General features: G+C 64.7%; 26 protein-coding genes and 1 pseudogene. 10 read left to right on the top strand and 17 right to left on the bottom strand.

Annotated elements, in window-relative coordinates; genetic code table 11:
- The 7 genes and pseudogenes from SPMU_RS07255 to SPMU_RS07225 all read right to left on the bottom strand — a co-directional run.
- Window positions 1–1,029, bottom strand: a pseudogene (locus SPMU_RS07255) (hypothetical protein); the annotation flags it as partial.
- A gap of 73 nt (window positions 1,030–1,102) precedes the next feature.
- Window positions 1,103–3,184, bottom strand: a complete 2,082-nt coding sequence (gene flhA, locus SPMU_RS07250) for a flagellar biosynthesis protein FlhA (RefSeq protein ID WP_088333049.1) — start codon at window positions 3,182–3,184, stop codon at window positions 1,103–1,105.
- Window positions 3,185–3,206: 22 nt separating this feature from the next.
- Window positions 3,207–4,448, bottom strand: a complete 1,242-nt coding sequence (locus SPMU_RS07245; RefSeq protein WP_342746432.1) for a sigma-54-dependent transcriptional regulator — start codon at window positions 4,446–4,448, stop codon at window positions 3,207–3,209.
- Between the two features lie 107 nt (window positions 4,449–4,555).
- Window positions 4,556–4,846 carry a flagellar motor switch protein FliN gene (fliN, locus tag SPMU_RS07240; RefSeq protein WP_245832876.1) on the bottom strand — a complete coding sequence of 97 codons (291 nt, stop codon included), beginning with the start codon at window positions 4,844–4,846 and terminating at the stop codon, window positions 4,556–4,558.
- A gap of 65 nt (window positions 4,847–4,911) precedes the next feature.
- Entirely contained in the window at window positions 4,912–6,477 is a 1,566-nt protein-coding gene (gene fliF / locus SPMU_RS07235) for a flagellar basal-body MS-ring/collar protein FliF (protein ID WP_245832874.1), read from the bottom strand.
- 149 nt (window positions 6,478–6,626) lie between these two features.
- Entirely contained in the window at window positions 6,627–7,286 is a 660-nt protein-coding gene (locus SPMU_RS07230) for a FliH/SctL family protein (RefSeq protein WP_088333046.1), read from the bottom strand.
- Between the two features lie 8 nt (window positions 7,287–7,294).
- Window positions 7,295–8,329, bottom strand: coding sequence for a flagellar motor switch protein FliG (locus tag SPMU_RS07225; RefSeq protein WP_088333045.1), 1,035 nt, complete (start codon window positions 8,327–8,329; stop codon window positions 7,295–7,297).
- A 104-nt stretch (window positions 8,330–8,433) separates the two neighbouring features.
- On the opposite strand from SPMU_RS07225, the gene SPMU_RS07220 reads away from it, so the two are divergent.
- Both SPMU_RS07220 and SPMU_RS07215 read left to right on the top strand, forming a co-directional pair.
- Window positions 8,434–11,172: an SBBP repeat-containing protein gene (locus SPMU_RS07220; RefSeq protein WP_088333044.1), complete on the top strand. Its 2,739-nt coding sequence runs from the start codon at window positions 8,434–8,436 to the stop codon at window positions 11,170–11,172.
- A gap of 2 nt (window positions 11,173–11,174) precedes the next feature.
- On the top strand, window positions 11,175–11,597 hold the full coding sequence (locus SPMU_RS07215; protein ID WP_088333043.1) for a flagellar basal body protein: 423 nt from the start codon (window positions 11,175–11,177) through the stop codon (window positions 11,595–11,597).
- Between the two features lie 236 nt (window positions 11,598–11,833).
- Here the strand turns inward: SPMU_RS07215 and SPMU_RS07210 are convergent, their stop codons facing one another.
- From SPMU_RS07210 to SPMU_RS07200, 3 genes are read right to left on the bottom strand one after another with little or no spacing between them, the layout of a single operon-like run.
- Window positions 11,834–12,256, bottom strand: a complete 423-nt coding sequence (locus SPMU_RS07210) for a flagellar protein FlgN (protein ID WP_088333042.1) — start codon at window positions 12,254–12,256, stop codon at window positions 11,834–11,836.
- A complete protein-coding gene (locus SPMU_RS07205; RefSeq protein ID WP_088333041.1) occupies window positions 12,253–12,546 on the bottom strand; it encodes a rod-binding protein in 294 nt (97 codons plus the stop codon). The genes SPMU_RS07210 and SPMU_RS07205 overlap by 4 nt, the downstream gene beginning before the upstream one ends.
- Complete coding sequence (locus SPMU_RS07200) at window positions 12,546–13,607, bottom strand: flagellar basal body P-ring protein FlgI (protein ID WP_245832872.1); 1,062 nt, start codon at window positions 13,605–13,607, stop codon at window positions 12,546–12,548. Before SPMU_RS07200 ends, SPMU_RS07205 begins: the two co-directional genes overlap by 1 nt.
- Window positions 13,608–13,811: 204 nt before the next feature.
- Between SPMU_RS07200 and SPMU_RS07195 the strand changes: the two genes are divergently transcribed.
- Window positions 13,812–14,156 (top strand): flagellar assembly protein FliX, encoded by a 345-nt coding sequence (locus SPMU_RS07195; protein WP_169715646.1) that lies wholly within the window; start codon window positions 13,812–13,814, stop codon window positions 14,154–14,156.
- A gap of 21 nt (window positions 14,157–14,177) precedes the next feature.
- Window positions 14,178–15,047: an EAL domain-containing protein gene (locus tag SPMU_RS07190; RefSeq protein WP_088333038.1), complete on the top strand. Its 870-nt coding sequence runs from the start codon at window positions 14,178–14,180 to the stop codon at window positions 15,045–15,047.
- A gap of 18 nt (window positions 15,048–15,065) precedes the next feature.
- On the opposite strand, the gene flhB is transcribed toward SPMU_RS07190, so the two are convergent.
- Genes flhB through flgC form a run of 5 tightly spaced genes read right to left on the bottom strand, consistent with a single transcriptional unit; the run spans window position 15,066 to window position 17,910 of the window.
- Window positions 15,066–16,133: a flagellar biosynthesis protein FlhB gene (flhB, locus tag SPMU_RS07185; protein WP_088333037.1), complete on the bottom strand. Its 1,068-nt coding sequence runs from the start codon at window positions 16,131–16,133 to the stop codon at window positions 15,066–15,068.
- A 3-nt stretch (window positions 16,134–16,136) separates the two neighbouring features.
- Complete coding sequence (gene fliR, locus SPMU_RS07180) at window positions 16,137–16,889, bottom strand: flagellar biosynthetic protein FliR (RefSeq protein WP_088333036.1); 753 nt, start codon at window positions 16,887–16,889, stop codon at window positions 16,137–16,139.
- A gap of 3 nt (window positions 16,890–16,892) precedes the next feature.
- Window positions 16,893–17,156, bottom strand: coding sequence for a flagellar biosynthesis protein FliQ (fliQ, locus tag SPMU_RS07175; protein WP_088333035.1), 264 nt, complete (start codon window positions 17,154–17,156; stop codon window positions 16,893–16,895).
- 5 nt (window positions 17,157–17,161) lie between these two features.
- Window positions 17,162–17,488 (bottom strand): flagellar hook-basal body complex protein FliE, encoded by a 327-nt coding sequence (fliE, locus tag SPMU_RS07170; protein ID WP_088333034.1) that lies wholly within the window; start codon window positions 17,486–17,488, stop codon window positions 17,162–17,164.
- Window positions 17,489–17,502: 14 nt separating this feature from the next.
- Window positions 17,503–17,910, bottom strand: a complete 408-nt coding sequence (gene flgC, locus SPMU_RS07165; RefSeq protein WP_088333033.1) for a flagellar basal body rod protein FlgC — start codon at window positions 17,908–17,910, stop codon at window positions 17,503–17,505.
- Between the two features lie 120 nt (window positions 17,911–18,030).
- Between flgC and SPMU_RS07160 the strand changes: the two genes are divergently transcribed.
- From SPMU_RS07160 to SPMU_RS07140, 6 genes are all read left to right on the top strand, one after another.
- A complete protein-coding gene (locus tag SPMU_RS07160) occupies window positions 18,031–18,267 on the top strand; it encodes a FliM/FliN family flagellar motor switch protein (RefSeq protein ID WP_088333032.1) in 237 nt (78 codons plus the stop codon).
- A complete protein-coding gene (locus SPMU_RS07155) occupies window positions 18,267–18,686 on the top strand; it encodes a flagellar biosynthetic protein FliO (protein WP_088333031.1) in 420 nt (139 codons plus the stop codon). The genes SPMU_RS07160 and SPMU_RS07155 overlap by 1 nt, the downstream gene beginning before the upstream one ends.
- 11 nt (window positions 18,687–18,697) lie before the next feature.
- Window positions 18,698–19,426 carry a flagellar type III secretion system pore protein FliP gene (gene fliP, locus SPMU_RS07150; RefSeq protein WP_088333030.1) on the top strand — a complete coding sequence of 243 codons (729 nt, stop codon included), beginning with the start codon at window positions 18,698–18,700 and terminating at the stop codon, window positions 19,424–19,426.
- A 120-nt stretch (window positions 19,427–19,546) separates the two neighbouring features.
- Window positions 19,547–21,799 (top strand): putative bifunctional diguanylate cyclase/phosphodiesterase, encoded by a 2,253-nt coding sequence (locus SPMU_RS07145; RefSeq protein WP_088333029.1) that lies wholly within the window; start codon window positions 19,547–19,549, stop codon window positions 21,797–21,799.
- Between the two features lie 82 nt (window positions 21,800–21,881).
- A complete protein-coding gene (locus SPMU_RS17540; RefSeq protein ID WP_140418420.1) occupies window positions 21,882–22,100 on the top strand; it encodes a TorF family putative porin in 219 nt (72 codons plus the stop codon).
- A gap of 150 nt (window positions 22,101–22,250) precedes the next feature.
- Window positions 22,251–22,541 carry a hypothetical protein gene (locus SPMU_RS07140; RefSeq protein ID WP_088333028.1) on the top strand — a complete coding sequence of 97 codons (291 nt, stop codon included), beginning with the start codon at window positions 22,251–22,253 and terminating at the stop codon, window positions 22,539–22,541.
- A 233-nt stretch (window positions 22,542–22,774) separates the two neighbouring features.
- Here SPMU_RS07140 and SPMU_RS07135 read toward each other — a convergent pair whose 3' ends face one another.
- Both SPMU_RS07135 and flaF read right to left on the bottom strand, forming a co-directional pair.
- Complete coding sequence (locus tag SPMU_RS07135) at window positions 22,775–23,455, bottom strand: GAF domain-containing protein (RefSeq protein ID WP_088333027.1); 681 nt, start codon at window positions 23,453–23,455, stop codon at window positions 22,775–22,777.
- Between the two features lie 94 nt (window positions 23,456–23,549).
- Window positions 23,550–23,936, bottom strand: a complete 387-nt coding sequence (gene flaF, locus SPMU_RS07130) for a flagellar biosynthesis regulator FlaF (RefSeq protein ID WP_088333026.1) — start codon at window positions 23,934–23,936, stop codon at window positions 23,550–23,552.
- Window positions 23,937–24,098: the final 162 nt, after the last annotated feature.

Genomic DNA, 24,098 nt, shown 5'->3' with positions numbered 1-24,098 from the left:
GACGAAGGTCGGCGGCGGGGTGGGCGGCTGCGGGGTCCCGCGCGCGGCTTGGCGGCCGTCGTTCTTGCCGCCGACCTTCGTCTGTGCCGGAGCGCCTGCGATCGGAGCGTCGATGCGCTCCTCGGAAAGCGTGGGCATCTGTTGGCGCGTGAAGGGTGCACGCTCAGCGCTGGTTAGCGCGACTGGAGCCGCAGCGTCCGCGGCGGTGATGGCTGCCGCTGATTGAAGTGGTGCGCGGTCAACAGCAGCGGCGGGCGCCGTCTTGGTCGATGTAGCGGCTGCGAGCGCGGGCGCGTTATCGGCTTGCGGCATCGGAGTAGCGGCGGCGGCCCGACCGGATTCACACGTGATAGCGGGCTGGTCCTGCAAGGAGGTTTCGGCGGGTGCGGAGGGTGCCTCGGTCAGCGGCGCTTGCGATCCATCGGCCTCGGCACGGCCATCCTCAGCGCCATCGCCCGATGCCGCGGGCGGCGTGTCCTGCGGCGGCATGGCTGCGCCTGTGGGCACGCTGGCGGGGATCGGCGCAATGGTCATTGGGATGGCGAGCGCATGGGCGTTAGCCGCCGGCTGAACTGCAGGGATCGCGAGACGGTCGGCGATGCCCGCCACCGTTTTGATCGGTGGCGGGCCGGAGCGCACCTGGCAGGCAGACGTGCCATGATCAGCGTCGCTATCCGTCAGGACGGGTTTGTCCGGGTTTGGCGCGGGCATGTCCGGGCGCTTGATCGGCGTGTTCGGGCGCTGCACCGCCACTTCCTCGATCGTAGCGGGCGGGCGCCTGGTGAGCGAACCGCCTTGCTGCCCGGGCAATGTCATCCCGCCAGCAGCCTGCGCCTGTGCCGCTTCCTGGGGAGAGAGCAAAGTAAGCGGGGCGGCTGGCGTGCCTTGCGGGGGCGGGGGCGCTTGGACGTTTAGTGCAGCCTCTACGCTGATCGAGAATCCCGAGTCGACCTTTGGCATCGCTTCGAGCGGGGCCGGCACCGGCATGCCGGCTGCCGGCGGGGAAAAGAACGTTGCGGCGATCGTCATTCAGGGCCTCACCTTGCCGCCCGAGGGGGCTAACGGTTCATTATAGAGGTTCGGGGCGCGGCGAGGTTCGTGCTCAGCCAATCGTGCCAAGCGATCGGATCCGCGCCCGCGAATGGATTTCGTTCTGCGACAGGACCACCGTGGCAGGTCGCACCCGTTCGATGATCGAGCGCACGAACGGCCGGATCGACGGGTTGGTCAGCAGGCAGGGGATGTCGCCTTGCTGGGCGAGGTGATCGAGCGTGGTGCGAAGCGCAGCGATGAACGCTTGCAGGTGCGAAGGGGCCATGGCGAGCTGGCGATCATCGCCCTGGCCGATGATGCTTTCCGCGAAGGCAGCGTCCCACTCCCCCGACAGCGTCACGATGGGAATGGCGCCCTCACGCGTCTGCTGGGCCGAGATCTGGCGCGACAGACGCCCGCGCACGTGCTCCGTCATCTGGGTCAGGTTTGCCGTGGTGGGCGCGGATTCCGCGATCCCTTCGAGAATGGTCGGGATGTCGCGGATCGAGACGCCTTCGCTCAGCAGGTTCTGCAGGATGCGCTGCACCCCCGACACGGAGATCTTGGAGGGGACGATGTCTCCCACCAGCTTTTCCGACTCCTTGTGCACTTCGTTCAGCAGCTTCTGCGTCTCGGTGTAGCTCAGCAGGTCGGCGATGTTGTCCTTCACCAGCTCCGTCAGGTGCGTGGTTATGATGGTGCCGCAATCGACCACCGTGAGGCCGCGGAAGCTGGCTTCCTCGCGCAGTTCCGGCTCGATCCAGAGCGCGGGCAGGTTGAAGACCGGCTCGCGGGTCACTTCGCCGGCGATGCCGACGTTTGCGCCACCGGGATTGATCACCAGGAGCTTGTCGAGCCGGATCTCGCCGCGGGCGGCCTCGGTTTCCTTGATGTAGACGATATATTCGCTGGCCTTCAGCGCCATGTTGTCGATGATCCGGACGGAGGGCAGAACGAAGCCGTATTCGGTCGCCATCTGCCGCCGCAGCGCGCGCACCTGATCGTCGAGGCGCGGCTCGCGCTGCGCGTCGTTGATGATCGGCAGCAGGGCGTAGCCGATCTCGATCCGGCAAGCGTCAATGGCGAGCGTGCGGGAGATCGGCTCTTCCGCGGGCACGGCAGCAGCCTCGGCGGCAGCCTCGTCGCGCACCGCCTGCGCCGCGCGCGCGTCCGCTTCCTTGCTCATCTTCCAGGCGGTCCAGCCGCTGAGGGCTGCAAAGGCAGCAAAGGGGATGAACGGCAAGCCCGGGAGGAGCGCCAGTGCACCCATTAGGAACGAGACCATCCCGAATGCCTTGGGATAGCGGCCGAGCTGTTCGCCGAGCGCGGCGCCGGTCTTCCCCGCGACGCCGCCCTTCGACACCAGCATGCCCGCAGCGATCGATACGATCAGCGCTGGAATCTGGCTGATGAGGCCGTCGCCGACGGTCAGCAGCGTGTAGGTCTGGAACGCTTCGCCAAACGGCACGCCATGCACGGCGACGCCCATGATGATGCCGACCAGAACGTTGATGGCGGTGATCATCAGGCCCGCGACGGCATCGCCCTTCACGAACTTCGAGGCACCGTCCATCGAGCCATAGAAGCCGCTTTCCGCCTCCACTTCGGTGCGGCGCTCGCGGGCCGTCGTCTCGTCGATCATGCCGGCGGAAAGATCGGCGTCGATCGCCATCTGCTTGCCGGGCATGGAATCAAGACTGAAGCGCGCCGCGACCTCCGCAATCCGCCCCGCGCCCTTGGTGATAACGACAAAGTTGATGACGACAAGGATGGCGAAGATGGTGATGCCAATCACCGTCTGGCCGCCCATCAGGAACTCGCCAAAGGCGTGAATCACGCCGCCGGCGGCTGCCGGCCCTTCATGTCCGTTTGCCAGGATCAGCCGGGTCGAGGCGATGTTGAGGCCGAGCCGCAGCATCGTCACCACCAGCAAGATCGTGGGGAACGCGGAAAGCTGAAGCGGCTTTTCGATGAACAGCGCCGTCATCAGGATCATCACCGATGCGGTGATCGACAGCGCGATGCCGAAGTCCAGCAACCAGCCCGGCATGGGCAGGATCAGCATCGCAATGATGGCGATCACGCCGCTGGCCAACGCCATGTCGCGATTGGCACCGATGCGCTGGAAGAAGGAGGTTAGCTGCGGCGGCATGCGGATCGTCCGATCTTGAAGGTCAGGCGGCGGGCGAGACGGCGATGCCGGCCTCGATGAAGGTCTTCAGCTTGTTGCGCATCGTGCGCACCGAGATGCCGAGGATGCTGGACGCAGAGGTGCGATTGCCGTGGCAGCGCTCCAGCGTCTGAAGGATCAGCTCGCGCTCGACCTCTTCCACCGTACGGCCGACGAGGCTCTCCACCTCGGGCAGGCCGCTTTCGCCGCGGTTCTCGGTCGGCGCGAGCTGACGCCCGTCCGTCAGCACCAGGTCCGCCGGGCGGATCTGGTCTCCGCTGGCGAGCAGCACGGCGCGGTGCATCAGATCCTGCAGCTCGCGTACGTTGCCGGGCCAGTCGTGCCGCAACAAAGCTGCCGTGGCGCTATCAGAGAGCACCAGCGCGGAGCGACCCTCAGCACGCGCGATCAGCTCTAGGTGGTATTTCGCGAGGCGAATGATGTCTTGGCCACGTGTGCGCAGCGCGGGCAACCGCAGTTGCACCAGCTCGAAGCGCGCGAGCAGGTCCGCGCGGAAGGTGCCGGCGGCAACGCGATCGGTGAGCGACGTCGTCGTGCTGACGATCATGCGGGCGTCGAGAGGAAAGGCTTGGTGGGCGCCCATGCGCCGGATCACGCCCATCCGCAGTGCACGGGCGAGATCGGCCTGAAGGCCGGGCGGCAGCATGTCCACGTTGCGCAGCAGCAGCGTTCCTTTGCCGGCCTTTTCGAACCGTCCGATCCGCCGGGCGATCGCGCCGGGAAACGCGCCTTCCTCATGGCCGAACAATTCGGATGCCACCACGTCGGTCGATGCACCGGCGCAATCCACCACTTCGAATGACCCGGAACAGCCGGACGCATCATGGATGTTTCGCGCGAGCAATTCCTTGCCGGTGCCGCGTTCGCCGCAGATCAGCACCGGCACCCGCGACGTTGCCATGCTCAAGGCGAAGGAGATGGTGCGGGCGAGCAACGGATCGTCGCTGATGATGACGGAAGGCGTCGCCGGCACCACCGATGCGATGGCGGCCGCGATGAGGTCGCGCTCGGGAGGGAGCGGCACATAGTCGCGTGCGCCGGCGCGGATCGCGCTGACCGCCTGATCAGCTGACGCATTGATGCCGCAGGCAATCACCGGCAGCGTGAAGCGCTCCGAGCGGAGCTGCGCGATGAAACCCGCAACATCCATGGCGACATCGATCATCACCATCATCGCGCCGTCGGCGCGGAGCACTGCTAGCGCCTGCGCCAAGGTATCCGCCATGTTCACTTCAGCGCCCGCGTCCCGCGCCATACCGGCCGCTAGCCGAAACTCGCTACCGGGAACGCCGACCAGGAGAAGCCGGGTTGGACAAGATTTCACCATCGACCTCAGCGCTCCGGACGTGTGATTTCGGTGAGCGTCACACCCAGCGAATTGTCGATCATCACCACTTCGCCGCGGGCGATCAGACGATCGTTCACGAACACATCGACGGGTTCGCCGACGCGCCGGTCGAGTTCCATCACGGCGCCCGCCTTCAAGCGCAGCAGCTCGCCGATCGGCAGGCGCGAGCGGCCAAGGACGGCCTGAACCTTCACCGGAACCTCGTGCACCGCCTCGAGCCCGATCTCATCCGGAGCGCCGGTATCAAAGTCGCTTGTTCCGAAATCCTCGAACATCGGGCTTGCGTTGTTCTCCGCAGTCAGGAGCTGCGCATGATCTTCATTGCTCATCAACGGTTCCATTATGCGTTCATCCACTGGCGGATCACGGCGGCGGCTTCAGGCGGGCTTGCCTGGATCGCATCGCCAATCTTCTTGAGGGCAGAGCTCTTGATGCGGCCGTCCACCTGGGCGAGCGCGATCTCCTCATCGAGCAGCGGAGGGCTGGGCGCTGCGTCTTGCAGAGCCTCCAGCTGCTGGATCGCGGCTTCGTCTCCTTCTGCGGCCTGCGCGGTCAGTCGGGCGATCTCCGGGCCCTGCGGGGTCAGAAGCGTTTCCACGGTGCCGCCGGGAGCGTCGGCGGCGAGACGCTTCGGCTTCAGCATGCGAAGGGCGACGAGGCCCACGCCGGCGATCACCAGAAACTTCAAGAAGCCGAGGATCTGATCGGTCGTGACCAGCGAGAAGATGCTGTCTTCCTTGTCCGTCAGGCTAGCGTCCGCGGCGAATTGCATGCTTTCGATCACCACGCTGTCCCCGCGCTCGGCATCGATGCCGACGGCATTCTCGACCAGGCGGGTGAGCCGCTGGATCTTCGGCTGCGGCAGTCCACTGACGCCGCCGTCGATCATCACGGCAACGCTCAGCCGGTTGATCTTGCCCGGTGCACGAACCACGACGCTGCGGGTCTGGCTGTTTGCGTAGGTGGTATCCTCGGACGTTTCGGTGCGCGCCGCATTGCGGCTGTCGCCTTGCCCACCGGGCTGGTTCTGGTTCTCGGGGAGCTGCGCGCCCACGGTCGCCATCTGTGCTGCGGCTTGGTTTTCGCTGTTCTGGTCGTTGGACTCAACCGTGACCTGGCGGGCGATCACCTGCTTGTCGGGATCAAAGACGCTCGACTCTTCGCGCGTCTGGTCGCGATCGATCTGAGCGGAAACTTCAGCGCGCACCTTGCCCGCCCCGACGATCGGCTCCAGCAGAGCCTCGATCTCGCTGCGCAGCTTGCTCTCGACGGCCTGCTGGCGTTCGTCCGCCGAACCCGCACCAGCCTCGCCAGCTTCGCCGGCCCGCGCCAGCAAGGCGCCGGTCTGGTCAACGACCGAGACGGCTTCCGGCGTAAGCTCGGGCACAGAGGACGACACGAGATAACGGATCGACTGCACGGCCTCACCAGTCAGACGCCCGCGGGTCTTCACGGTGACGGCGGCGGTTGCCTTGCGGTTCTCGGCGGAGAACATGGCGCGTTCGGGCATCACGATGTGGACGCGTGCCCGGCTGACATTCTGGAGGCTTTCGATCGAGCGGGAAAGCTCGCCTTCAATGGCGCGGGTCTCGTTCAGCTTGGCACGCGAGGCGGAGATGCCGAACGGCTCCTCCTCATCCAGCACGTCATAACCGATCTTGCCGCCCAGCTTCTCGCCGGCCATGCTCATCCGCAGCTCGGCGAGCTTCTCCTGCGGGGCGAGGATCGAACTGCCGTCGGCCGATAATTGGTACGGGATGTTCTGGCTGGCCAGCTTCTCGGAAATGCTCTGGGCCGCGGCCGGATCGAGATCCGTGTACAGGAAGCCCATCGCGCTTGATCCGCCGCGCAGGGCAACGGCTGCGAGCACGGCGAGCAGGGCCACGGCGACCCCGCCCATGATCATCAGCCGTCGTGCCCCGATCTGGGCGACGAATGTCCGCAATTGGTTCAAGGATCGTCCCTCGTCTATAAGCCGGGGACGTACCCCTCGGTTTAATTATAGGAGAGGGAGAGAGCGGCAGATTCTGCCGGTGGGAAAAAGTTGCCGGGTAATCAGGCGGTGGGGAGAAGCGCTTCCAATTCGGCGCGGATGGCCTCCCGGCGCGCCTCGGCGTCCAGCGCAAGTGCGCCCTGATCCCATTCGATAAAGGCGTCGCCGGGCGCGAGGCTCGGATCGGAGACCACTTGAAGGTTCAAGCGGCGCCGGTCCTGCGCTTGGCGAGCTTCGATCATACGCTCGACATCGGCGGCGAGCGATGGTGCGACCCGCACCAGCAGTTCCTGGCCGCGCGCGACCTGCTTCAGCACGCGCCCGATCGCATCATCGATCGCCAGCCCGGGGTCCATGGCGATCGCTCGTCCGGCAAGAAGCTCGGCGGCGGCGAGTGAAACCTCGGCGCCGTCACGTGCCACCTCGGCCGCAATGTCCTCCATCCGGCTGTCGAGATGCTCGAGCGAGGCCTGCAAGGCGTCAACCGCGGCCAGCATGGCGTTTTCCCGTTCATCACGCGCCTGCGCAAGCCCGGCCTCGAACGCCTCGGCTCTGACGGAAGCCAGCAACATCTCTTGTTGCTGCTGCGCGAGGGCGAGATCCGCCTGCAACGCGGCAATCTCGAGTTGCAGATCATGTGTCGAGACCTTTGAAGGATCAGCCTCCGGGATCGCGAAGATGCTGTCAAAGACGAAGGGGCGTATGTGGGAGGAGGTGTGCATCGGCGTCCTCAGATTATCATCGAGTCATCGCTTTTGGGATCGACCAGCATGATCTCGCCGCGATCCGCAAGCGACTTCGCCAGGCGCACGAGCGCACTTTGCGCTTCCTCGCAGTCCCGCGCGCGCACGGGGCCCATGCCGGCCATGTCTTCGCGCATCAGCTTCGCCGAGCGCTCGGTCATGGAGCTGAAGAACAGCTTCTTCATTTCCTCGGGCGCGCCCTTCAGTGCCAGCGCGATCTGGCGCTTGTCGGCCTGACGCACGATCACCGAGACCGAGCTCGGCATCAGGTTGCCCAGATCCTCGAACGTGAACATCAGCGAACGGATACGTTCTGCGGAGTCCGGCGCACGCTGGTCGAGCGCGTTCAGCATCGCTTCTTCGGTGGACCGGTCCATGGCGTTGAAGATGTCGGCCATGGACTCATGCGGGTCGGTCCGCTGCGCGCGCGCGAGATTGCTCATGAACTCGCTCTGCAGCGTGTGTTCGATCTGATGCAGCACTTCCTTCTGCACGGCGTCCATGCGCAGCATCCGCTGGATCACATCCACCGAATAGTCGCGAGGGAGAACCGCAAGCACACGGGCCGCATGGTCCGAGCGCAGCTTGCTCAGGATCACCGCTGCGGTCTGGGGATATTCGTTCTTCAGATAGGAGGCGAGGACGGCCTCGCTGACGTTTGACAGCTTGTCCCACATCGTGCGGCCCGACGGGCCGCGAATGTCCTCCATGATCTCCTTGACCCGGTCCTCGGGCAGGATGCCGCCAAGCAACCGCTCAGTTGTCTCGAACGAACCATGAAGCGAGGCCATGCTCGACACTTCGCCCGAGAATTGGATGAGCAGATGCTCGACGACGGTGGATGGCACGCGGCCGAGCTGCGCGATGGTGCCCGAAAGCTCCTTTATCTCGTCAACCGACAGTTGCTCCCAGATGGCGGCGCCATGCTCTCTGCCGAGCGCCAGCATCAGCGCCGCGGCGCGCTGCGCGCCGGAATAGCGTTTCAGCTCCGCCGGCTCGGGGATCGGCATCATCATCGTCATGAAAGGTGAGCTCCGAAGATTCCGCGGCCAGTTCGCGCCGGAATGGCCGCCACCCCCCTATTATAGGAAGAAGTGCGAGGCGGTCGGTGAGGACGGCGGAGGGAATGACGATAAATCTTTCAAACGGCCTTGTGGGTCTCAGCATGCTGACCGGCGCGAACAGCTTTGATGTTTTCTCCTCCGCGGGGATGTCGGAGAGCCGAGCAGTGCGCCGCGCAAAAGCGCTGTTCACCACGGCTGCAACGATCCCGCCCTGGCGGCAAGGATCGAGCGACGGTCCCGTCTCCATCCAAGTCTCCGCGATCAAGCGCATGTCCACCATCATCGACAAGGCCGGCGTCGACCGGGCCGGGGCGGGCACCGGCACGCTCCCGGCCGACGTCGAAACCGCGTTTACCGCCTATAAGGCCTTGGACCGGCTTCGCCTGCTGGCCGCGTCCGCAGCCGCAAAGACGACCTCGCCTGCCGAGCGAGCCTCGCTTCAAGCAAGCTTCGGTAAGGGGCTCGCCGACCTGCAAACCTACCTGGTCAGCGCGCCCTCTGAAAAGGTGAACCTCGCTTTCGCCGGCCCGGCGCGAAGGGCGGAGAGCGTTTCCATGCTCTCGCCGGCGGCGCTCAACGCGGCGGAGATCCCGGCGGTCGGTATCGTGGCGACCCGCGACGCCGCGCTTCCGGGGCTGAGGGGCAACGAAGTCTTCCAGATCCGCCTCGGCAGCGGCAGCACCGCAGACACCGTTTCGGTTGATCTATCGGGTACGCAGCAGCCGCCGACGCTCGACAGCATGGCCAATGCCATCAATGCGGCGATCGCGGCGATCCCGATGCGAAATGCCGATGGCACCGCGGTGCAGGACGCCAGCGGCGCGACCGTGCCGCGGTGGGAGGTCAGCTTCGTTCCGGCCAAGACAGGCGATCAATGGGGCTTCTCGATCAAACGATCGGGATATGAGCGGGTCGAGATCGATCAGGTTGGTGCCCGCGACGCGTTAATGGTCGCTAGCGGGTTCACGGCGCTGGATGCGCCGACGACGACCCGGATCATGCGTTTCGACGATCCGGCCGGAGACATCCAGCGACGCACGATGTCTCAGATTGCAGCAATCGATACCGAGGCAACGGCAGCGGCCAAGCTGACCGCGAAAGCGGGAACAAAAGCGCCTGCGGCGATCCTTGCCACGACGAGCAGCAGCGCGATCGCAACCGACGCCAACGGGTTCAGCTACGTCGTTGGCACCACGTCGGGCGACTTGGGCTCTAATCTTAACGCCAGCGAAGATCTGTTCCTGACCAAGCTGGACAGTGAGGGTCGTGCCGTCTGGCAGCGTACGCTCGGCGCGGCGGGATCGGCCACAGGCGCTGCCGTCAGCATCGCGCCCAACGGCGATGTCGTGGTCGCAGGCACGGTGACGGGCAATTTCGACGGCGCCGCGAGCGACGGCGACATGCTGGTCGCGCGTTTCAGCGCCAATGGCGACGAGAAGTTTGCCAGCCTGGTGCGTACGTTGGGCAGCGACACCGCCCATGCGGTGACGGTCGGCCCCGATGGCTCGGTTTTCGTGGGTGGACGCACCTCCAGCGGTAGCGGCGACGCCTTCATCGCCCGGCTCGACGGCACCGGACGGCTGCAGGAGCGCCGAACAATCGATTCGGGCGGCAGCGACACTGTCACCAGCCTGGCCGTGGGCGCGGATGGCGAGCTTCTCGCGCTGACGCGCGAAGGCGCAAACGCGGTTGTCCGGCGGCTGGATGCGAGTAGCCTTGCCAATGACTTTGGGATGCTGACCTTGGGCTCGGCCGATGCACGGGCGCTTGCCGTGGATGCAAGCGGCAGCATCGCCATCGCAGGGGCAACGCGCGCGGACCTGAACGGCGATCAGATCAATGCGCGAGGGGCAGGCCAAGACGGCTTTGTTATGCGCATCGCGTCGGACTTGTCGGGATCCAGCGTCAGCTATCTCGCGTCTGACGGTGACGATCAGGTGGACAGCATCGCCTTCATGAACGGCGCGCTTTACGTCGGCGGTCGCACGACTGGTGCGTTTGGCGGTGCCCGACAGGGGGCCGTTGACGGCTTCGTCAGCCGGGTCGACCCTTCCACTGGCGCGCTGCTGTCCACCACGCAGTTCGGCCAAGCCGCGCAACGAACGGAGCCAGTGCGGATCGCCGCGGCTTCGGGCGGCGCCAGCGCGCTGGGCGCGCTCGGGCTGCGGCGCGGCGTGCTGACGCCGGAGAATTCGGCGAGCCTGTTGGCCCAGACCAGCCTGCGGCCGGGCGACGAGTTTCTGGTGAAGGTAACCGGCGGCAATGCACGCAAGGTCACGATCAGAGCCGACGATACGATTGCCACGCTGGCAGACCGGGTGCGCCTGCTGACGGGATCCAAGGCGATCGTGATGTCGGCGAAGAGCGGCACCGGCTATGCGCTGCGCATCGAAGCCAAGGCTGGTTCGTCGGTGGAGTTGATCGCGGGCGGCGAGGGCAGGGATGCGCTCGCCAAGCTGGGGATCGAACCGCAGCGGCTTACGACGCCGGCTACCGTGCCGGCCAACGCGCCGTCCGTAAGGCCGGGCGGCAGCTTTGGCCTCGATCTCGATCAGGCGCTCAACATCTCCACGGCTGCGGGAGCGGCGGTGGCATTGGACCGTGTCCGACAGGCCGTTTCGATGAGTCAGACGGCTTATCGCTCGCTTTATTGGGACGATGGCAAGGCCGCGCTCGCCGACGGGGGCGCTGGCAAGGCACGAAGCTCTACCAGCCGTGAGCAATCCCAGCTTGCGCAATATCGTGCCGCGCTGACGCGGCTGTCGTCGGGCTCCCCGACCACTGGTTTTTCTGGATTCTGATCATGCCGAATAGTCCTGCTTTGATTTCCGGCATCGGGCGCGAGATGAAGCATCTCGCCGAGCGCCAGCGCGTGATCGCGCAGAACATCGCCAACAGCGAAACGCCTGGCTTCAAGGCACGCGAGGTGGAGGCGCCCGACTTCGGCGCGCTTCTCGCGCAGACGGGCGGCGGTTCGGGTGTGCGGATCGGCAAGCCAAGCGTCAGCCTGACCAGCGGCATGGCGGCGCTGGGCGCGCGGGCGCCGATCGCAAACCATGTCGTCCTGGACAAGAACGTCAGCGAGACCAAGCCGGATGGCAACAACGTGACGCTGGAAGACCAGCTGCTGAAAATGGGGCAGCTGCAGGCGGACTTCGCAGCGTTGACCAACCTGTATCGCAAGCAGCAGTCGCTGTTGAAGTCCGCCCTGGGTCGCGGCGGCTGAACACCCAGCCGCCGGCGCTACCGATCAGCGGGGGGCAGAAAACACCCGCGCGTAAGGCGCGAATTGCGCATACGCACGGGAGGCCGCCGAGAGCGGCAGTGTGATCAGCGCCTGACAAAACAAGCGCGGGAGACATCACGTCTCCCGCGCTTGTTCTTGATGCGCCTCTCGGGAAGCCGCCCTTGCTCCAGCCGCTGCGCCAGTCCGGCGCAGCAAGCGGGGGTGAGGGCCTGCTCCTAGAGCCTGGTGTTCAGCGAGATCGGGGCAGGGAGATCCATGCCCAACAAACCGCCATGTGCCCCGTAGGTCGTCTTTCGCGTGCCCATCAGCCGCTGCGCTTCCTGAGCGATCGCGGCCATCAGTTCGGTCGAAAGCTCGATCTGCCGCTCCAGCACGTCTGCGTTCACCAGCGATGCGTCGCGCAGCACGGCGACGGCGGCGGCCAGGCGGCTGCGATCCGCTTTCTCCAGTTCCTCCATCCACGAAGGCCGCTCACGCGAAAGCTGCGCGAGTTTGGCTTCCAGCGATCCCACCAACCGCGTCTTCGCCACCGCCATTTCGGACAGGTCGGGCACGCGGCCCGGCGCAACGAGGCGATCCGATTCTTCTTCCATGATCGCCGTCAGCGATGCCATGTGATCGAGCAGTTCCTCAATCATTGATTCCCTCCCTGAAGCTTGATGATCTGCTCCAAAACCTTCGGGGCGAGGCCAATGCCGCCCCGTTCCGCGATCGCACCGCCGAGTTTCTCGGCGAGCACCCCCCGGAACATCTGTTCGCCGTGCCCGCCGCTGAATTCACCGGGTTCGACGCTTTCAAACATGAGCTGCGTCATCTGACCGATGAACACCGCCTCGAAATCACGGGCGGTCTTCTGCGCCGGTGCATTGCTTGCCGACGGCAGACGCGGCGTGGGCGGAAGGGGCGGGCTGATCCGAATATCGTCCATCACTGCACCTCGATCTCTGCTTGTAGCGCGCCGGCCGTCTTGATCGCCTGAAGAATGGTGATCAGGTCGCGAGGGGACACGCCAAGCGCGTTGAGCCCGCTGACCAGCGACTGCAAGGACGCGCCTCCACCAACCATCGCCAGCGAGGCGCCGCCCCCATCGTCCACCGCGATCTGCGTGCGCGGCACAACGGTGGTCTCGCCGCCGGATAGCGGCGCCGGCTGGGACACGACCGGGCTTTCCGATACACTGATCGTAAGCCCGCCCTGCGCGATGGCCACTGGGCTGATGCGGACATCCGTGCCCATCACCACCGTGCCCGATGCTTCGTTGATCACGATGCGGGCAGGCTGATCGACCTCTACCGAGAGGTTCTCGATCTGCGACACCAGGTTGATCAAGCCGCCTCCGCCCTGCGGCGCCAGCTGGACGGTCGCCGGATCCAGAACCTCCGCGGCGCCGGGGAACCGGCGATTGATGGCACCGGCGATATGCTGGGCGGTCGTGAAGTCGGGGTTCTTGAGCGCGAGCTTCAGGCTGGTGGCGGATTTCAGTGCGTAGGGTACCTCGCGTTCGATGATCGCGCCTTCGGCGATGCGCGCGGAGGTGGAGACGCCCCGGGTCACGCTGGCGGCGGCACCGCGGGCCTTGAAGCCCGAAAGCGCGACCGGCCCCTGCGCAACTGCGTAGATCTCGCCGTCCAGCGCCCGCAGCGAAGAAACCAGAAGCGTGCCGCCCTGAAGGCTCGTCGCATCGCCAAGCGCCGATACCTGAACGTCGATCTTGGAGCCGGCCCGGGCAAACGGCGGCATGGTCGCCGTGATGGAGACGGCTGCAACGTTCTGCGTACGCATTTGCGTGCCGCGGACGTTGACGCCCATGCGCTCCAGCATCGCTTGCATCGACTCCTCGGTAAAGGGCGTGTTGCGCGTGCGATCGCCGGTGCCGGCGAGGCCGACCACCAGGCCGTAGCCGACCAATTGGTTAGGCCGGACATTCTCTACGTCGACGATATCTTTGATGCGCGGCCCGGCCGCGGCCGGAGCGGCTCCGGCCAGCATCGCCGCGAGAACCAGTGCAGCGACCTTCTGTCGTGGCTTGCGCATAATCGTAAGGATTCCATGAGAAAGTGTCCGCTTATCTCTTATAGAGAGATTAGGGCTCCTCCTTCGGCGGTACGGTCAAAAGTGAATATCTCCCCGCTGTCCTTCTTGCTTCAGCAGCAACTGCTGACCGCTTTGCCCAAAGCAGAAGCTGCGTTTCGCATGATGCCTACCGCACCGGAACAGCCGGCCCCTGCCGCCACACCGCATCACCAGTCGGCCGTGGTGCCTACCACTTCGGTACAGATGCTGGTGCAATTGGCCGCCGCAGACCCATCCGTGGAGCGCCGCCGGAAAATGGCGGAGAATGCCGGCCGCGGCCTTGCGCTGCTCGACCGCTTTGATGTGGAAACGCGGGTCCGCCCCGCCGCTGTCGAGCCGCTCGACGCCTTGCGCGACTGGCTGGAGACCTTCGAAATGCCGGATGATCCTGAGCTCGCCGCCGTCATGCAGGAGATCGAGCTTCGGGTGAAGGTGGAACTGGCAAAGCACGAGTTGCGCGTCTGACACGCCAACGACCATTGGTGGATGATTTTTCCCGACGGTTGCGCCATGGAGCCTGTGGAATTCGGCAAAGGGGGCGATGTGGAAGAGCCGGGACAAGCGCAGGCGGCTGCACCCGCAACGGGGGCTAGCTATGGCATCGCTTTTGCTCCCATTGCGGAGATCGAGTCCGGGCGGGTGTTCGCTTACGAGGCGCTGCTCAGGGCGCGTGACGGCGGCGTGGTTGATGCGCAGATCGCGGGCATGGACCAGCCGGCGCAGGCTGCGCTGCAAGCCAGGTTTCGACTTGCGTCGGTAAGGAGTGCCGCCGGTCTCGGCTTTGTGACCAGCGGCGCACGCCTGATCCTGAACCTGCCGCTGGAGCTGATCGGTGATCCGTTCGAAGAGCTGCGCCCGTTGATCGACGCGGCGCATGCCTTGGGGATCGTGCCACGGCGCCTGATCATGCGCGTGCAGGCGCCCGAGCGCTTTGCCTCCTCCAAGCTGGCGGACCTGCTCGACGCGCATGCGAAACACGGGTGCGCGACGCTCTATGGGCCGTTCCACGGCGGGGACGACGAGATCCAGCGTCTGACGCGCCTCCCGCCCGACTTCGTGGAGATCGACCCGGACCAGACAAGTGGTATCGCGTCCAGCTGGGGGCGCCGGATCCAGGTGGAGAATCTCTCGCGCCGGATCGCGGGCGCAAGTCATGGCGCACGGTTGATCGCGGGCGGCGTCGGCGGGCTGGCAGACGCCGTGAAGCTGCGCGGTTTCGGCTTCCGCTATGTCAGCGGGGATGTGGTGGGTGCGCCCGCGCTGGGCGCTTTGCCGGCCTCGCTGCTCGAGCCAAAGGCCGCCGAGGCGCCCGGTGGGGTCGGGCGGCGACCGCTTGAGCCACGGTCGCAGGGGTGAGCGGGAGCGGGCCGCTAGTCAGGCGCGGCCGCTCGCCAGCCGCATGACATAGCCGATGATCTCCGCGACGGCGGCGTAATGCTCGGCCGGGATCGGATGATCGACCTCGACACTGGCGTATAGCGCGCGGGCGAGCGGGCGGTTTTCGATGATCGGCACGTTCGCGGCGGTGGCGATCTCGCGAATCTTCAGCGCGATCGCGTCCACGCCCTTTGCCACCACAACCGGCGCGCCCATCCTTCCGTGATCGTATTTCAGCGCAATGGCATAATGGGTCGGGTTGGTGATGATCACGCTGGCGTTTGGCACGGCCGCCATCATGCGTTTGCGTGAGCGCTGAATGCCGATCGCGCGGATCTTTGCCTTGATCTTCGGATCGCCCTCGGCATCCTTGTGCTCGTCCTTGATCTCCTGCAGCGACATACGCATCCGCTTGATCCAGGAGCGCCGCTGGTAAACGAAGTCGAACATCGCCAACGCGCCGACGAGCACGGCGATCGTCTTGATCATCGCCATGATCAGCCCGCCGGCGGCATTGCCGATCTCGACCGGGCTGGCGCCGATCAGCGTGTCGAGCCCGACCGCCCGCGGCCAGACCACCATCAGTGCGGCGCTAGTGACAAGGACCAGCTTGGCGAGCGTCTTGGCGAACTCCACCAGCGCTTTCATACCGAACAGCCTGCTGAATCCCGAAACGGGCGAGAGCTTCGACCATTTCAGCGCCAGGCGCGACATGGCGATCGACGGGCGCCCCTGCATCAGGCCACCGAGGATCGCGAAGGCGAATAGCGTGGCGAGCAGCGGGCTCATCACCAAGAACATCTGGCCCATCAGGCCGCTGGCAAGATGCCGCGCGCCCTCGGGCTCAAGCGAGAAATCCTCCGCACGGCCCCATAGCCGCACCAGGATGTGCGCTAGGCGGCCGAACGTCCACACGCCCATGCCGCCAACCACCACCAGAGCAGCCGCGAACATCGCCGCGTGGCGCATCTCGGGCGCAGAGGCGATGTCGCCTTTCTTGCGCGCGTCCTGGATCTTCTTTTCGGTAGGATCGTGAGTCTTCTGATCCTTCTCGGTTTCAGCCATGGCTCAGCTCCACCCCGTCTGCATCCAGTCGGCCATGGCATGGGCAAAGCCTGTCAGCATCGTGCCGAAGATCGTGGCGAGCAGGGCAAGCCCCAGCAGCAGGTTCAGCGGCTGCGCGATGAAGAAGACCTGGATGGCGGGCGCCAGGCGCGACGACAGGCCCAGGGCAACGTTGAAGACGATGCCATAAACGATGAGCGGCGCGGCAAGGCTGAGGCCAAGCGCCATGGACCGCGTGACAACGGTGAGCGCAAGCGCCGCGAAATCAGGGGCAGGGGGCAGCGTGCCGACGGGAAACTGCTGATAGGATTGGACGATCGAGGCGATCCAGAGATGATGAACCGCCATCGCCATGCATACCACAGCGGCGGCCACGGTGACGAAGCGCGACAGCAGCGGCGCTTGGCCGCCCTGCGCGGCATCAAACACGATGGCGGAGCTCAGCCCGATCTGAAGGCTGATGATCGATCCCGCCATCGCCGCCGCAAGAAACATGATCCGCACGATGGCGCCAAGGCCGAGACCCACGAGGAGTTCACTGACGATGGTCGCGGGTAGCGCCGCCTCGTTCTGCGCGAGGGGCAAGGTGTGCGGCGAAAGCAGCCCCCACAGGCCCGCCGTCATGCCGAACGCCAGCATCAGCCGCAGGCGCGGCGGGATCGAATCCTCCGAAAAGACGGGCAGGAGCATCAGCACCGCTCCGACCCGCGCAAAGATGATCAGGAAAGCGGTCGCCTCGACCGGGATCTGATCCATGGCCTAGCCCTGGATGATCCGGTCGCTGAGTTGATGGGTGAAGTTCGCCATCGCACTGCCGATCATCGGCAGGCACAACAGCAGCACCATCCCGATCGCCAACAGCTTGGGCACAAAGGTAAGCGTCATTTCCTGGATCTGGGTTAGTGCCTGCACCAGGCCGATCACGACGCCGACGATCAGCGACGTAATCAGCATCGGGCCAACAATGGTCAGCACCAGCACCATCGCCGCACGCGTGATCTCGATAGCGTCATGCGCGGTCATGGCGATCAGATCTGCATGCGCATGATGTCGGAATAGGCGCCGACGACCCGGTCGCGGACGGCGACCACGGTGTCGAGGGCGGTTTCCGCCGCACCTATTGCGGTGACGACGTCGATCAGGTCTCCCTTTCCGGCGACCTGCTTTGCGCTCGCGGTTTCCGCCGCGCGCAGCGAGGAAGCGGTGTCGGTGACGAGCCGCGACACCAGGTCGCCGAAGCCGCCGCCGGTTTCCTCTGCAGCCGAGCCGCCGGCGACGCCGCCGAGGCCGCCCGATTTGCCGATGCCAACCGCACGGCCGTAAGCCGTTGCTGCATCAAGTGCGCCAATCGACATGATGAAAGGTGTCCTTACTTCAGGAGGTCAATGGTGCGCATCGTCAGGCCCTTTGCGGCCTCAATTGCGCTGAGATTGGCTTCGTAGCTGCGCTGCGCGGCCTTCATGTCGGCGGTTTCCACCAGCCCGTTGACGTTGGGCCGCAGCACATAGCCTTGCGCGTCGGCAGCCGGGCTCCCGGGCTGGTAGGTGCGCTGAAAGGCGGCCTTGTCGCCGTCGATGCCCTTGACGCTGACGCCCATGCCGCCGCTGGCACGGTCAACCTCCGAGCGGAAGCTGACGACCCGCCGGCGATAGGGATCACCGCCCGGCGCCGCAGCGATCGAATCCGAGTTTGCGAGGTTCTCCGCAATTATCCGCATGCGTAAAGACTGCGCACGAAGGCCGGTCGCAGACACCTGCACCGAAGTCTTGAGGTCCATTCAAAAGGTCTCCTTCAGCGGCGCGCCGGCCGCTTGCCTCTCCATTGTAGGCAAGATTTTCCTAGTGCGGCCGGGCCGGAGGAAATTCCTTCCTATAAAACCACTCGAAAGGAGCAGCTCATGTCTGTTCTCGAGGATATCAGCATTGAGATGTCGATCGTGCTGGGTTCGGCCCAGATCCCGATCCGGCAGATACTGAAGATGAGCCGCGGCGCGATGATCCCGCTCGACTGCGGCCATGATGATCCCACGCTCGTCTACGTAAACAACAAACTCGTCGCAAAGGGCCGTGTGCTCGTCAACGAAGAGCAGATGTCGCTGGAGGTCACCGAGATGGTGAAGCGGGGCCGCGGCTGATGGAGCTTGTCTCTGTTCTGCGCATGATGGGCGGACTGGGGGTCGTTCTGGGGCTGCTTGGCGTGGCCCTGTGGATCGTGCGCCATTTCGACCTGAAGCTCCCCGGCCGCGTTCTTGGCGGGGCGGAGCGCCGCATCGAACTGGTCGAGCGCCTGCCGCTCGACAAGCGCCGCTCCGTGGCGCTCATCCGCCGCGACGGGCGCGAGCATCTGGTGCTGCTGACCCCTGAGGGGCCGCAGGTGATCGAGGCGGGTATTGTCCGCGACGCGATCGACCTGGCAGCGTCCGAAGCGCGGGTCGCCATCGAGGAGGCTCGCCAGGCCGAGGCACGCGCCAATGCCGCCGCTGCTCGGCAGTCCTTCGGACACATGGTCGAGCGCGCCAGCGGACGGCTCACTCGCACCCGCGACACGATCTAGGAAGCGTTACAATGGTGAAATCGGTTCGGCTGGCGCTCGCCGCCGGCGCCTTGCTGCTGCCGTCTGCGGCGCTGGCGCAGAGCGCGACCCTCGACCTTGCGGGCGGCTCCGTTTCCGGGCGGGCGATCCAGCTCGTCATGATGCTGACGGTGCTGAGCCTTGCGCCGGGCATTCTGATGACGATCACGTCGTTCACCCGGATCGTCGTCGCGTTGTCACTGCTGCGCACGGGCCTGGGTGCGCAGGGCGTTCCACCGAACCCGGTGATCATCAGCCTTGCGCTGTTCCTGTCCTTCTTTGTCATGGCCCCCACCTTTCAGAAGGCGTGGGATGAAGGCGTCAGCCCCTATACGGCCGGGCAGATCACCGAGCAGCAAGCGTTTGACCGCACCGCGGCGCCGTTCAAGGGCTTCATGCTCGGGCAGGTGCGCGATGCTGATCTGAACTTGTTTACCCAGCTCTCCGGCAAGCCGCCGGTGGCGCGCGCCGAAACCCCGCTGCCCACACTCGTTCCGGCATTCATGATTTCGGAGCTGAAGCGCGCGTTCGAGATCGGCTTTCTGCTGCTGCTGCCGTTCCTGATCATCGATCTGGCGGTGTCCGCGGTGCTGATGGCGATGGGCATGATGATGCTGCCGCCGCCCACGATTTCGCTGCCCATGAAGATCATCTTCTTCGTGCTGGTGGACGGCTGGGCATTGGTTGCCGGTTCGCTGGTGCGAAGTTTCGGCGGCAACTGAAATGCATTGCCGAGCTGCGCGGCGGACAAGGCGGCGGCGCGCTAAACCGATCAGAGATCAGGAGAACTACGGATGTCCTGCAAAAGCAGGGCGTAACGAAATGCGGGGCAGGGCAAATCGATGATCGACGCGAAACACGCTCTGAAAGCCCTTCGGCTGACCGTAGGGTCCGATCGTCGTCTGCTGTTGCCGATTGCCCTGGCGACGATCATCGCGATCACGATCCTGGGCTTCGGGCTGTTCTGGTCGGCCGGGCGAAGCGACACCGTGTCGATCGACCGGCAGGTGCGCACCGTTCAGCGTGCTGTCCAGACGAGCCTGGCAGAGATCCAGCTGCAGCAGCAGACCGTCGCCGTCTGGGACGATCTGGTGGTGAAATTGCGGGCGCCTGCGCCTGATCTGGATTGGCTCGACGCCAACATCGGCCTGTGGCTACACGATCTCTTCGGGCATGATCGCGTTTTCCTGTTGGATGCGCGTGATGAGGTCGCATACGCGATGGTGGACGGCCGCCGCGTTCAGGAAAGCCTACACGATCAAAGCGCGCCGGGCCTCAAACGCCTTCTCGCTACGCTCAGGGCCGAGGATCGCGTCTTTAAGCTGGCGCCGTCACGATCCGCCGACGCTTCGGTCAACGCGCCCTTTGTCTCCGATCTTCTGGTCATCGGAGGACGCCCCGCTGCGGTAAGCGCGATGCTTGTGCTTCCCTTGACTGCCAAGATCGCGGATCAGCCGGGCGCTCGCCGGGTCCTGCTCAGCGTGCGCTACCTTGACGGCACGTTCCGCGACCGACTGGCCCGGGAGTATCTGCTTGCCCGGCCGCGCTTCTCCACGATTTCTAATGTGCGCGAAAGCGAGGCGTCCTTACCGCTCCGCAACCGTTCCGGGCAGGTGGTCGCATGGCTCTTCTGGTCCCCGGAACTGCCGGGGTCGGCCATCAAGTCGGTGCTGGTGCCCGTGGGCACGCTTTCGACATGCCTCATTGCGGGGCTGATGCTGCTCCTCGGCCGTCGGCTGATCGCAAGCACCAATGATCTGCGCGCTGCCATCATGCAATTGCAGGCGAGCGAAGCGCAGGCGCATCACCTCGCGTTCCACGATCCGCTGACGGGCCTGCCGAACCGCGCGAAGTTCAACGATCATTTCGATCACGCGCTGGTGGAGGCTCGGCGCGGGCGCAGCTGTGCGCTCATTCTCCTCGATCTAGACCGCTTCAAGCACGTCAACGACAATTTCGGCCACCTCGCCGGCGATGCGCTGATCCAGGAATTCGGCTCGCGCCTTGCGAGCCTCTTGCGCGACAAGGACATGGTCGCCCGCCTCGGCGGGGACGAGTTTGCCGTCCTGTTGGATGGTGTTCGCAACACTGCGGAAGTTGATCAGATCTGCGAGCGGATTCGCGAGGTAGTGAACCGGCCATTCGAGGTGCTCGGCAACCAGGCGCATGTCGGCGTCAGCATGGGCGTCATCCTTGCGCCGCTCAGCGGCACCGAGCGCACCGAATTGCTGCGCAAGGCGAATATCGCGCTTTATGTGGCAAAGGGTGAGGGCCGGGACTGCTATCGCTACTTCAGCCCGGCTATGGACGCTGGCGTACGGTTTCGCGGCGAGATCGAAGAGGATCTGCGCCACGCGCTGGCCACGAACACTGGTCTGCGCTTGGCCTATCAGCCTCTGGTCAACGAACAGGGGCGGGTGATCGGGGTGGAGGCGCTTCTGCGGTGGGAGCATCCGCAGCGCGGCAACATCTCGCCAGCGCAGCTAATCCCAGTTGCCGAGGAAACGGGGCTCATCGGCCCGCTGGGCGACTGGATCCTTGAACAGGCATGCCGCGCATCACTCGAGTGGCCCGACCTGTTCGTGGCGATCAACTTTTCGCCGGTTCAGTTCCGCAGCCCGCACTTCGCCGAACGGGTCCTTGGCATCGTCAACGCTTGTGGGGCCGATCCTGCAAAGATCGAGGTCGAAGTTACAGAAGGTGTGCTGATCGACGACGACGAGAATGTCCGCAGCGCGCTGCGACGGTTGCGTGCGGCCGGCCTGCGGGTTGCTCTGGACGATTTTGGCACCGGCTATTCGTCGCTCAGCTATTTGCGCCGGTTCGATGTCGACAAGATCAAGATCGATCGAAGCTTCATTCAGCATCTAGGGCAAGCGGTCGATTCAGCGGCGATTATCACCGCCGTCATCACGCTTGGTCATGCCATGGGTCTGACGGTGACGGCCGAGGGCGTGGAGACCGACGAGCAGCTCCAGTTCCTGAAGGAGAGCGGCTGCAACGAATTGCAAGGTTTCTACTTCTCCGCGCCCGTCTCCGCCACGGCTGTAAGCACGCTCGCCGCCTTTGATCCCGCTGACCGCGAAGCAGCCTGACTGTCATGCGAACAAGTTGATGTTCGCCGTCGCAGCGTGTGGGCTCGCGCCGGTGCAGCCCGCTCTGGCACAGACCTGAACAATGAGCGGCGAGGGCGCGATCGTGTCGGAATATAATGCTCGCGGCGTTTCGCTCAGCGAGTGTAATCCTGCCGCACAGGTCGGCCTCTCGTTGTCGCATGCCGACGGGTTCCACACGATCTCTGGACCTCCAGCATCGCGCGCTCCGCCAAGGGTGCGCGCGCAGAGGTCAGCATCGGCGCCGGCTACCATGGGTCACTGGGCAAGTCTGCACCTTTGATGCCGGCATCATTTATTATGCCGGCATCATCTATTTCCTTTATCCGTCGAAACGCCAATCCGACTTTGTTGGATTCAACGCGCACGTGACGAAGACGTCGGCAGCACATCTTTCACCGGTGCAGTCGCTTATGCGCCCAAGCAAAACAATATGCGCGCGCCGAGTGGCTGGCTCCGGCACAATGTCTATGCTGCGCTCGAAGTGCAGCAGCCGACCGCGGACACGCCCTTCGCGCTTATCGCCGGCTCCAGATATGAGAACGGCCACTTCGATGGTTGCATCGTGGGGGAAAAGGCCGACTGGCTCACGGGCGTGACGCTCAATATCAAGCGTTTCACGTTTGGGGCATATTTCGCGAGCTCCGACGCTGAGATCTTCAACGACGCAGGGCGCGACCTTGCGAAGAATGGCGCTTTGAACTCCGCCACCATATCGTTCTGAGATCAGCGGCCGGCGGGCGATCCTGGCCGGGAGCAATCGGGCAGCCCGCGCACACACCAGCCTGCCGGCACTGCCGACAGAGCGGGCTGGCCGATAAGGTCAACGCAACCTTCAGATGATGCGCCTTCTCGGCCGGTCAGGGGCGAGCGGCGCAGTGAGCAAGGTCGGGATATGCCTTGGCGGTCGTACATGGGTGTCGAACTTCGGCGCCGCACCCAGCGCGCCGGAAGGTGTCAGCCTTTCCGCTGCCGCCGTAGCTTCTCCTCTTGCCGTTCGATACGGCGGAGCATGGCGTCCAATTCGCCGACGACACTATCGTCGCCGGCACGGATCAGATCCTCGATCTGTTCACCGATGCTGTCGCCGGCGTGCTTCAGGTCGGTGGTGCTGACTTCAACATAAGCGATGAGGTTGGCGGCTTTTTGAGCAAGCTCACGCAATCGTTCGTACTCGCCGGTTTCCACCTGCGCGCGCGGCTGCACGTCGATCACGCACAGCGAGCCAAGCGCTAGGCCGCTCCGGTCGAGAATGGGGCAGCCCAAGTAAAAGCGGAAGTGGCTTGCACCGGTGACCAGCGGGTTGGCGCAGAAGCGGGGATCGCGGCTCGCGTCCAGCACGGTCAGGATCTCATGAGGCTGTTCGATAGCATGAGCGCAGAACGACACCTCGCGCGCTGTTTCCGGAACATCCATTCCGATGGAAACGGGAAACCACTGCCGATCTCGATCCACGACGGAAACTGCCGCCACGGGCACATGGAACTCGCGCGCGGCGTGCTCGACCAGTTGATGCATGGCCGGATCACCTGCCATGTTCAGGACACCCGAAGCGTAAACCGCAGCCTGGCGCACCACCTCGTGCTTTTCGCGCGAGCAGTGGCCCCCAGCTACGGAATCAGTCAGCTTCTCATCCATGCATGCGATCCGGCAGCCCTGAGGAGTACGTATTTCCTGTAACTAAGGTGATCAAGGTAAATACGACGTTAACCGATGCCCCTTTGGCTCAGTTCTACGCTGCTTCGGCCTGCCGCGCCATGCGCGATTGCTGCATTCCTGGCGAAAGTCCTTCCGTTATGGAACGATTTACTTCGATCAGCTCGTCAATCGAGTCGCGGCCAGCGATTACGTCACTGGTAAAACGATCCACCCACAATGCAATCGAGATGATGCTTGCGCGTAGTTGATCAGGCAGTTCGTTGCCCACCGCGCCACAGGCCGAAGAAAACACGCTCCAGATCTCGCGGTTTCGGTGCAGTACGGGAACAAGTGCTGCACCCCGAAGTCCGCTATCCCTAGCTTGCATCATGTCGCCGGTGATTTGGCTCATCAGGCGAAACTCGGTCGCTCGCGGGCTTTCTACGATGCTCCGCGCGCGCTGATAGGCATTTAAGGACATGGGTGCTCGACGCTCCTGACGGTTCCTGCTTCCATTCTAGACAGTCTGCGGCCGAGAGGTCCGGATCGAAGAAAAACTATCGGTCGTGAGCGCTGGTGAGATGTTTGTCGCCGACGCAGCCCGGTTGGCGCGCAAGCCCTCTATAATTCGGGAAATCATACG

The organism is Sphingomonas mucosissima, assembly GCF_002197665.1.
GTDB lineage: Bacteria > Pseudomonadota > Alphaproteobacteria > Sphingomonadales > Sphingomonadaceae > Sphingomonas > Sphingomonas mucosissima.
The sequence above is the reverse complement of the archived record's forward strand: the minus strand, read 5'-3'. Positions and strand labels throughout refer to the sequence as shown.

Coding starts and splice junctions, on each gene's coding strand:
- flhA (WP_088333049.1), bottom strand. CDS start 3,184: ATGCCGCCGCAGCTAACCTCCTTCTTCCAGCGCATCGGTGCCAATCGC.
- SPMU_RS07245 (WP_342746432.1), bottom strand. CDS start 4,448: ATGGCGGATACCTTGGCGCAGGCGCTAGCAGTGCTCCGCGCCGACGGC.
- fliN (WP_245832876.1), bottom strand. CDS start 4,846: ATGTTCGAGGATTTCGGAACAAGCGACTTTGATACCGGCGCTCCGGAT.
- fliF (WP_245832874.1), bottom strand. CDS start 6,477: ATGATCATGGGCGGGGTCGCCGTGGCCCTGCTCGCCGTGCTCGCAGCC.
- SPMU_RS07230 (WP_088333046.1), bottom strand. CDS start 7,286: ATGCACACCTCCTCCCACATACGCCCCTTCGTCTTTGACAGCATCTTC.
- SPMU_RS07225 (WP_088333045.1), bottom strand. CDS start 8,329: ATGACGATGATGATGCCGATCCCCGAGCCGGCGGAGCTGAAACGCTAT.
- SPMU_RS07220 (WP_088333044.1), top strand. CDS start 8,434: ATGACGATAAATCTTTCAAACGGCCTTGTGGGTCTCAGCATGCTGACC.
- SPMU_RS07215 (WP_088333043.1), top strand. CDS start 11,175: ATGCCGAATAGTCCTGCTTTGATTTCCGGCATCGGGCGCGAGATGAAG.
- SPMU_RS07210 (WP_088333042.1), bottom strand. CDS start 12,256: ATGATTGAGGAACTGCTCGATCACATGGCATCGCTGACGGCGATCATG.
- SPMU_RS07205 (WP_088333041.1), bottom strand. CDS start 12,546: ATGGACGATATTCGGATCAGCCCGCCCCTTCCGCCCACGCCGCGTCTG.
- SPMU_RS07200 (WP_245832872.1), bottom strand. CDS start 13,607: ATGCTGGCCGGAGCCGCTCCGGCCGCGGCCGGGCCGCGCATCAAAGAT.
- SPMU_RS07195 (WP_169715646.1), top strand. CDS start 13,812: ATGATGCCTACCGCACCGGAACAGCCGGCCCCTGCCGCCACACCGCAT.
- SPMU_RS07190 (WP_088333038.1), top strand. CDS start 14,178: ATGATTTTTCCCGACGGTTGCGCCATGGAGCCTGTGGAATTCGGCAAA.
- flhB (WP_088333037.1), bottom strand. CDS start 16,133: ATGGCTGAAACCGAGAAGGATCAGAAGACTCACGATCCTACCGAAAAG.
- fliR (WP_088333036.1), bottom strand. CDS start 16,889: ATGGATCAGATCCCGGTCGAGGCGACCGCTTTCCTGATCATCTTTGCG.
- fliQ (WP_088333035.1), bottom strand. CDS start 17,156: ATGACCGCGCATGACGCTATCGAGATCACGCGTGCGGCGATGGTGCTG.
- fliE (WP_088333034.1), bottom strand. CDS start 17,488: ATGTCGATTGGCGCACTTGATGCAGCAACGGCTTACGGCCGTGCGGTT.
- flgC (WP_088333033.1), bottom strand. CDS start 17,910: ATGGACCTCAAGACTTCGGTGCAGGTGTCTGCGACCGGCCTTCGTGCG.
- SPMU_RS07160 (WP_088333032.1), top strand. CDS start 18,031: ATGTCTGTTCTCGAGGATATCAGCATTGAGATGTCGATCGTGCTGGGT.
- SPMU_RS07155 (WP_088333031.1), top strand. CDS start 18,267: ATGGAGCTTGTCTCTGTTCTGCGCATGATGGGCGGACTGGGGGTCGTT.
- fliP (WP_088333030.1), top strand. CDS start 18,698: ATGGTGAAATCGGTTCGGCTGGCGCTCGCCGCCGGCGCCTTGCTGCTG.
- SPMU_RS07145 (WP_088333029.1), top strand. CDS start 19,547: ATGATCGACGCGAAACACGCTCTGAAAGCCCTTCGGCTGACCGTAGGG.
- SPMU_RS17540 (WP_140418420.1), top strand. CDS start 21,882: ATGAGCGGCGAGGGCGCGATCGTGTCGGAATATAATGCTCGCGGCGTT.
- SPMU_RS07140 (WP_088333028.1), top strand. CDS start 22,251: ATGCGCGCGCCGAGTGGCTGGCTCCGGCACAATGTCTATGCTGCGCTC.
- SPMU_RS07135 (WP_088333027.1), bottom strand. CDS start 23,455: ATGGATGAGAAGCTGACTGATTCCGTAGCTGGGGGCCACTGCTCGCGC.
- flaF (WP_088333026.1), bottom strand. CDS start 23,936: ATGTCCTTAAATGCCTATCAGCGCGCGCGGAGCATCGTAGAAAGCCCG.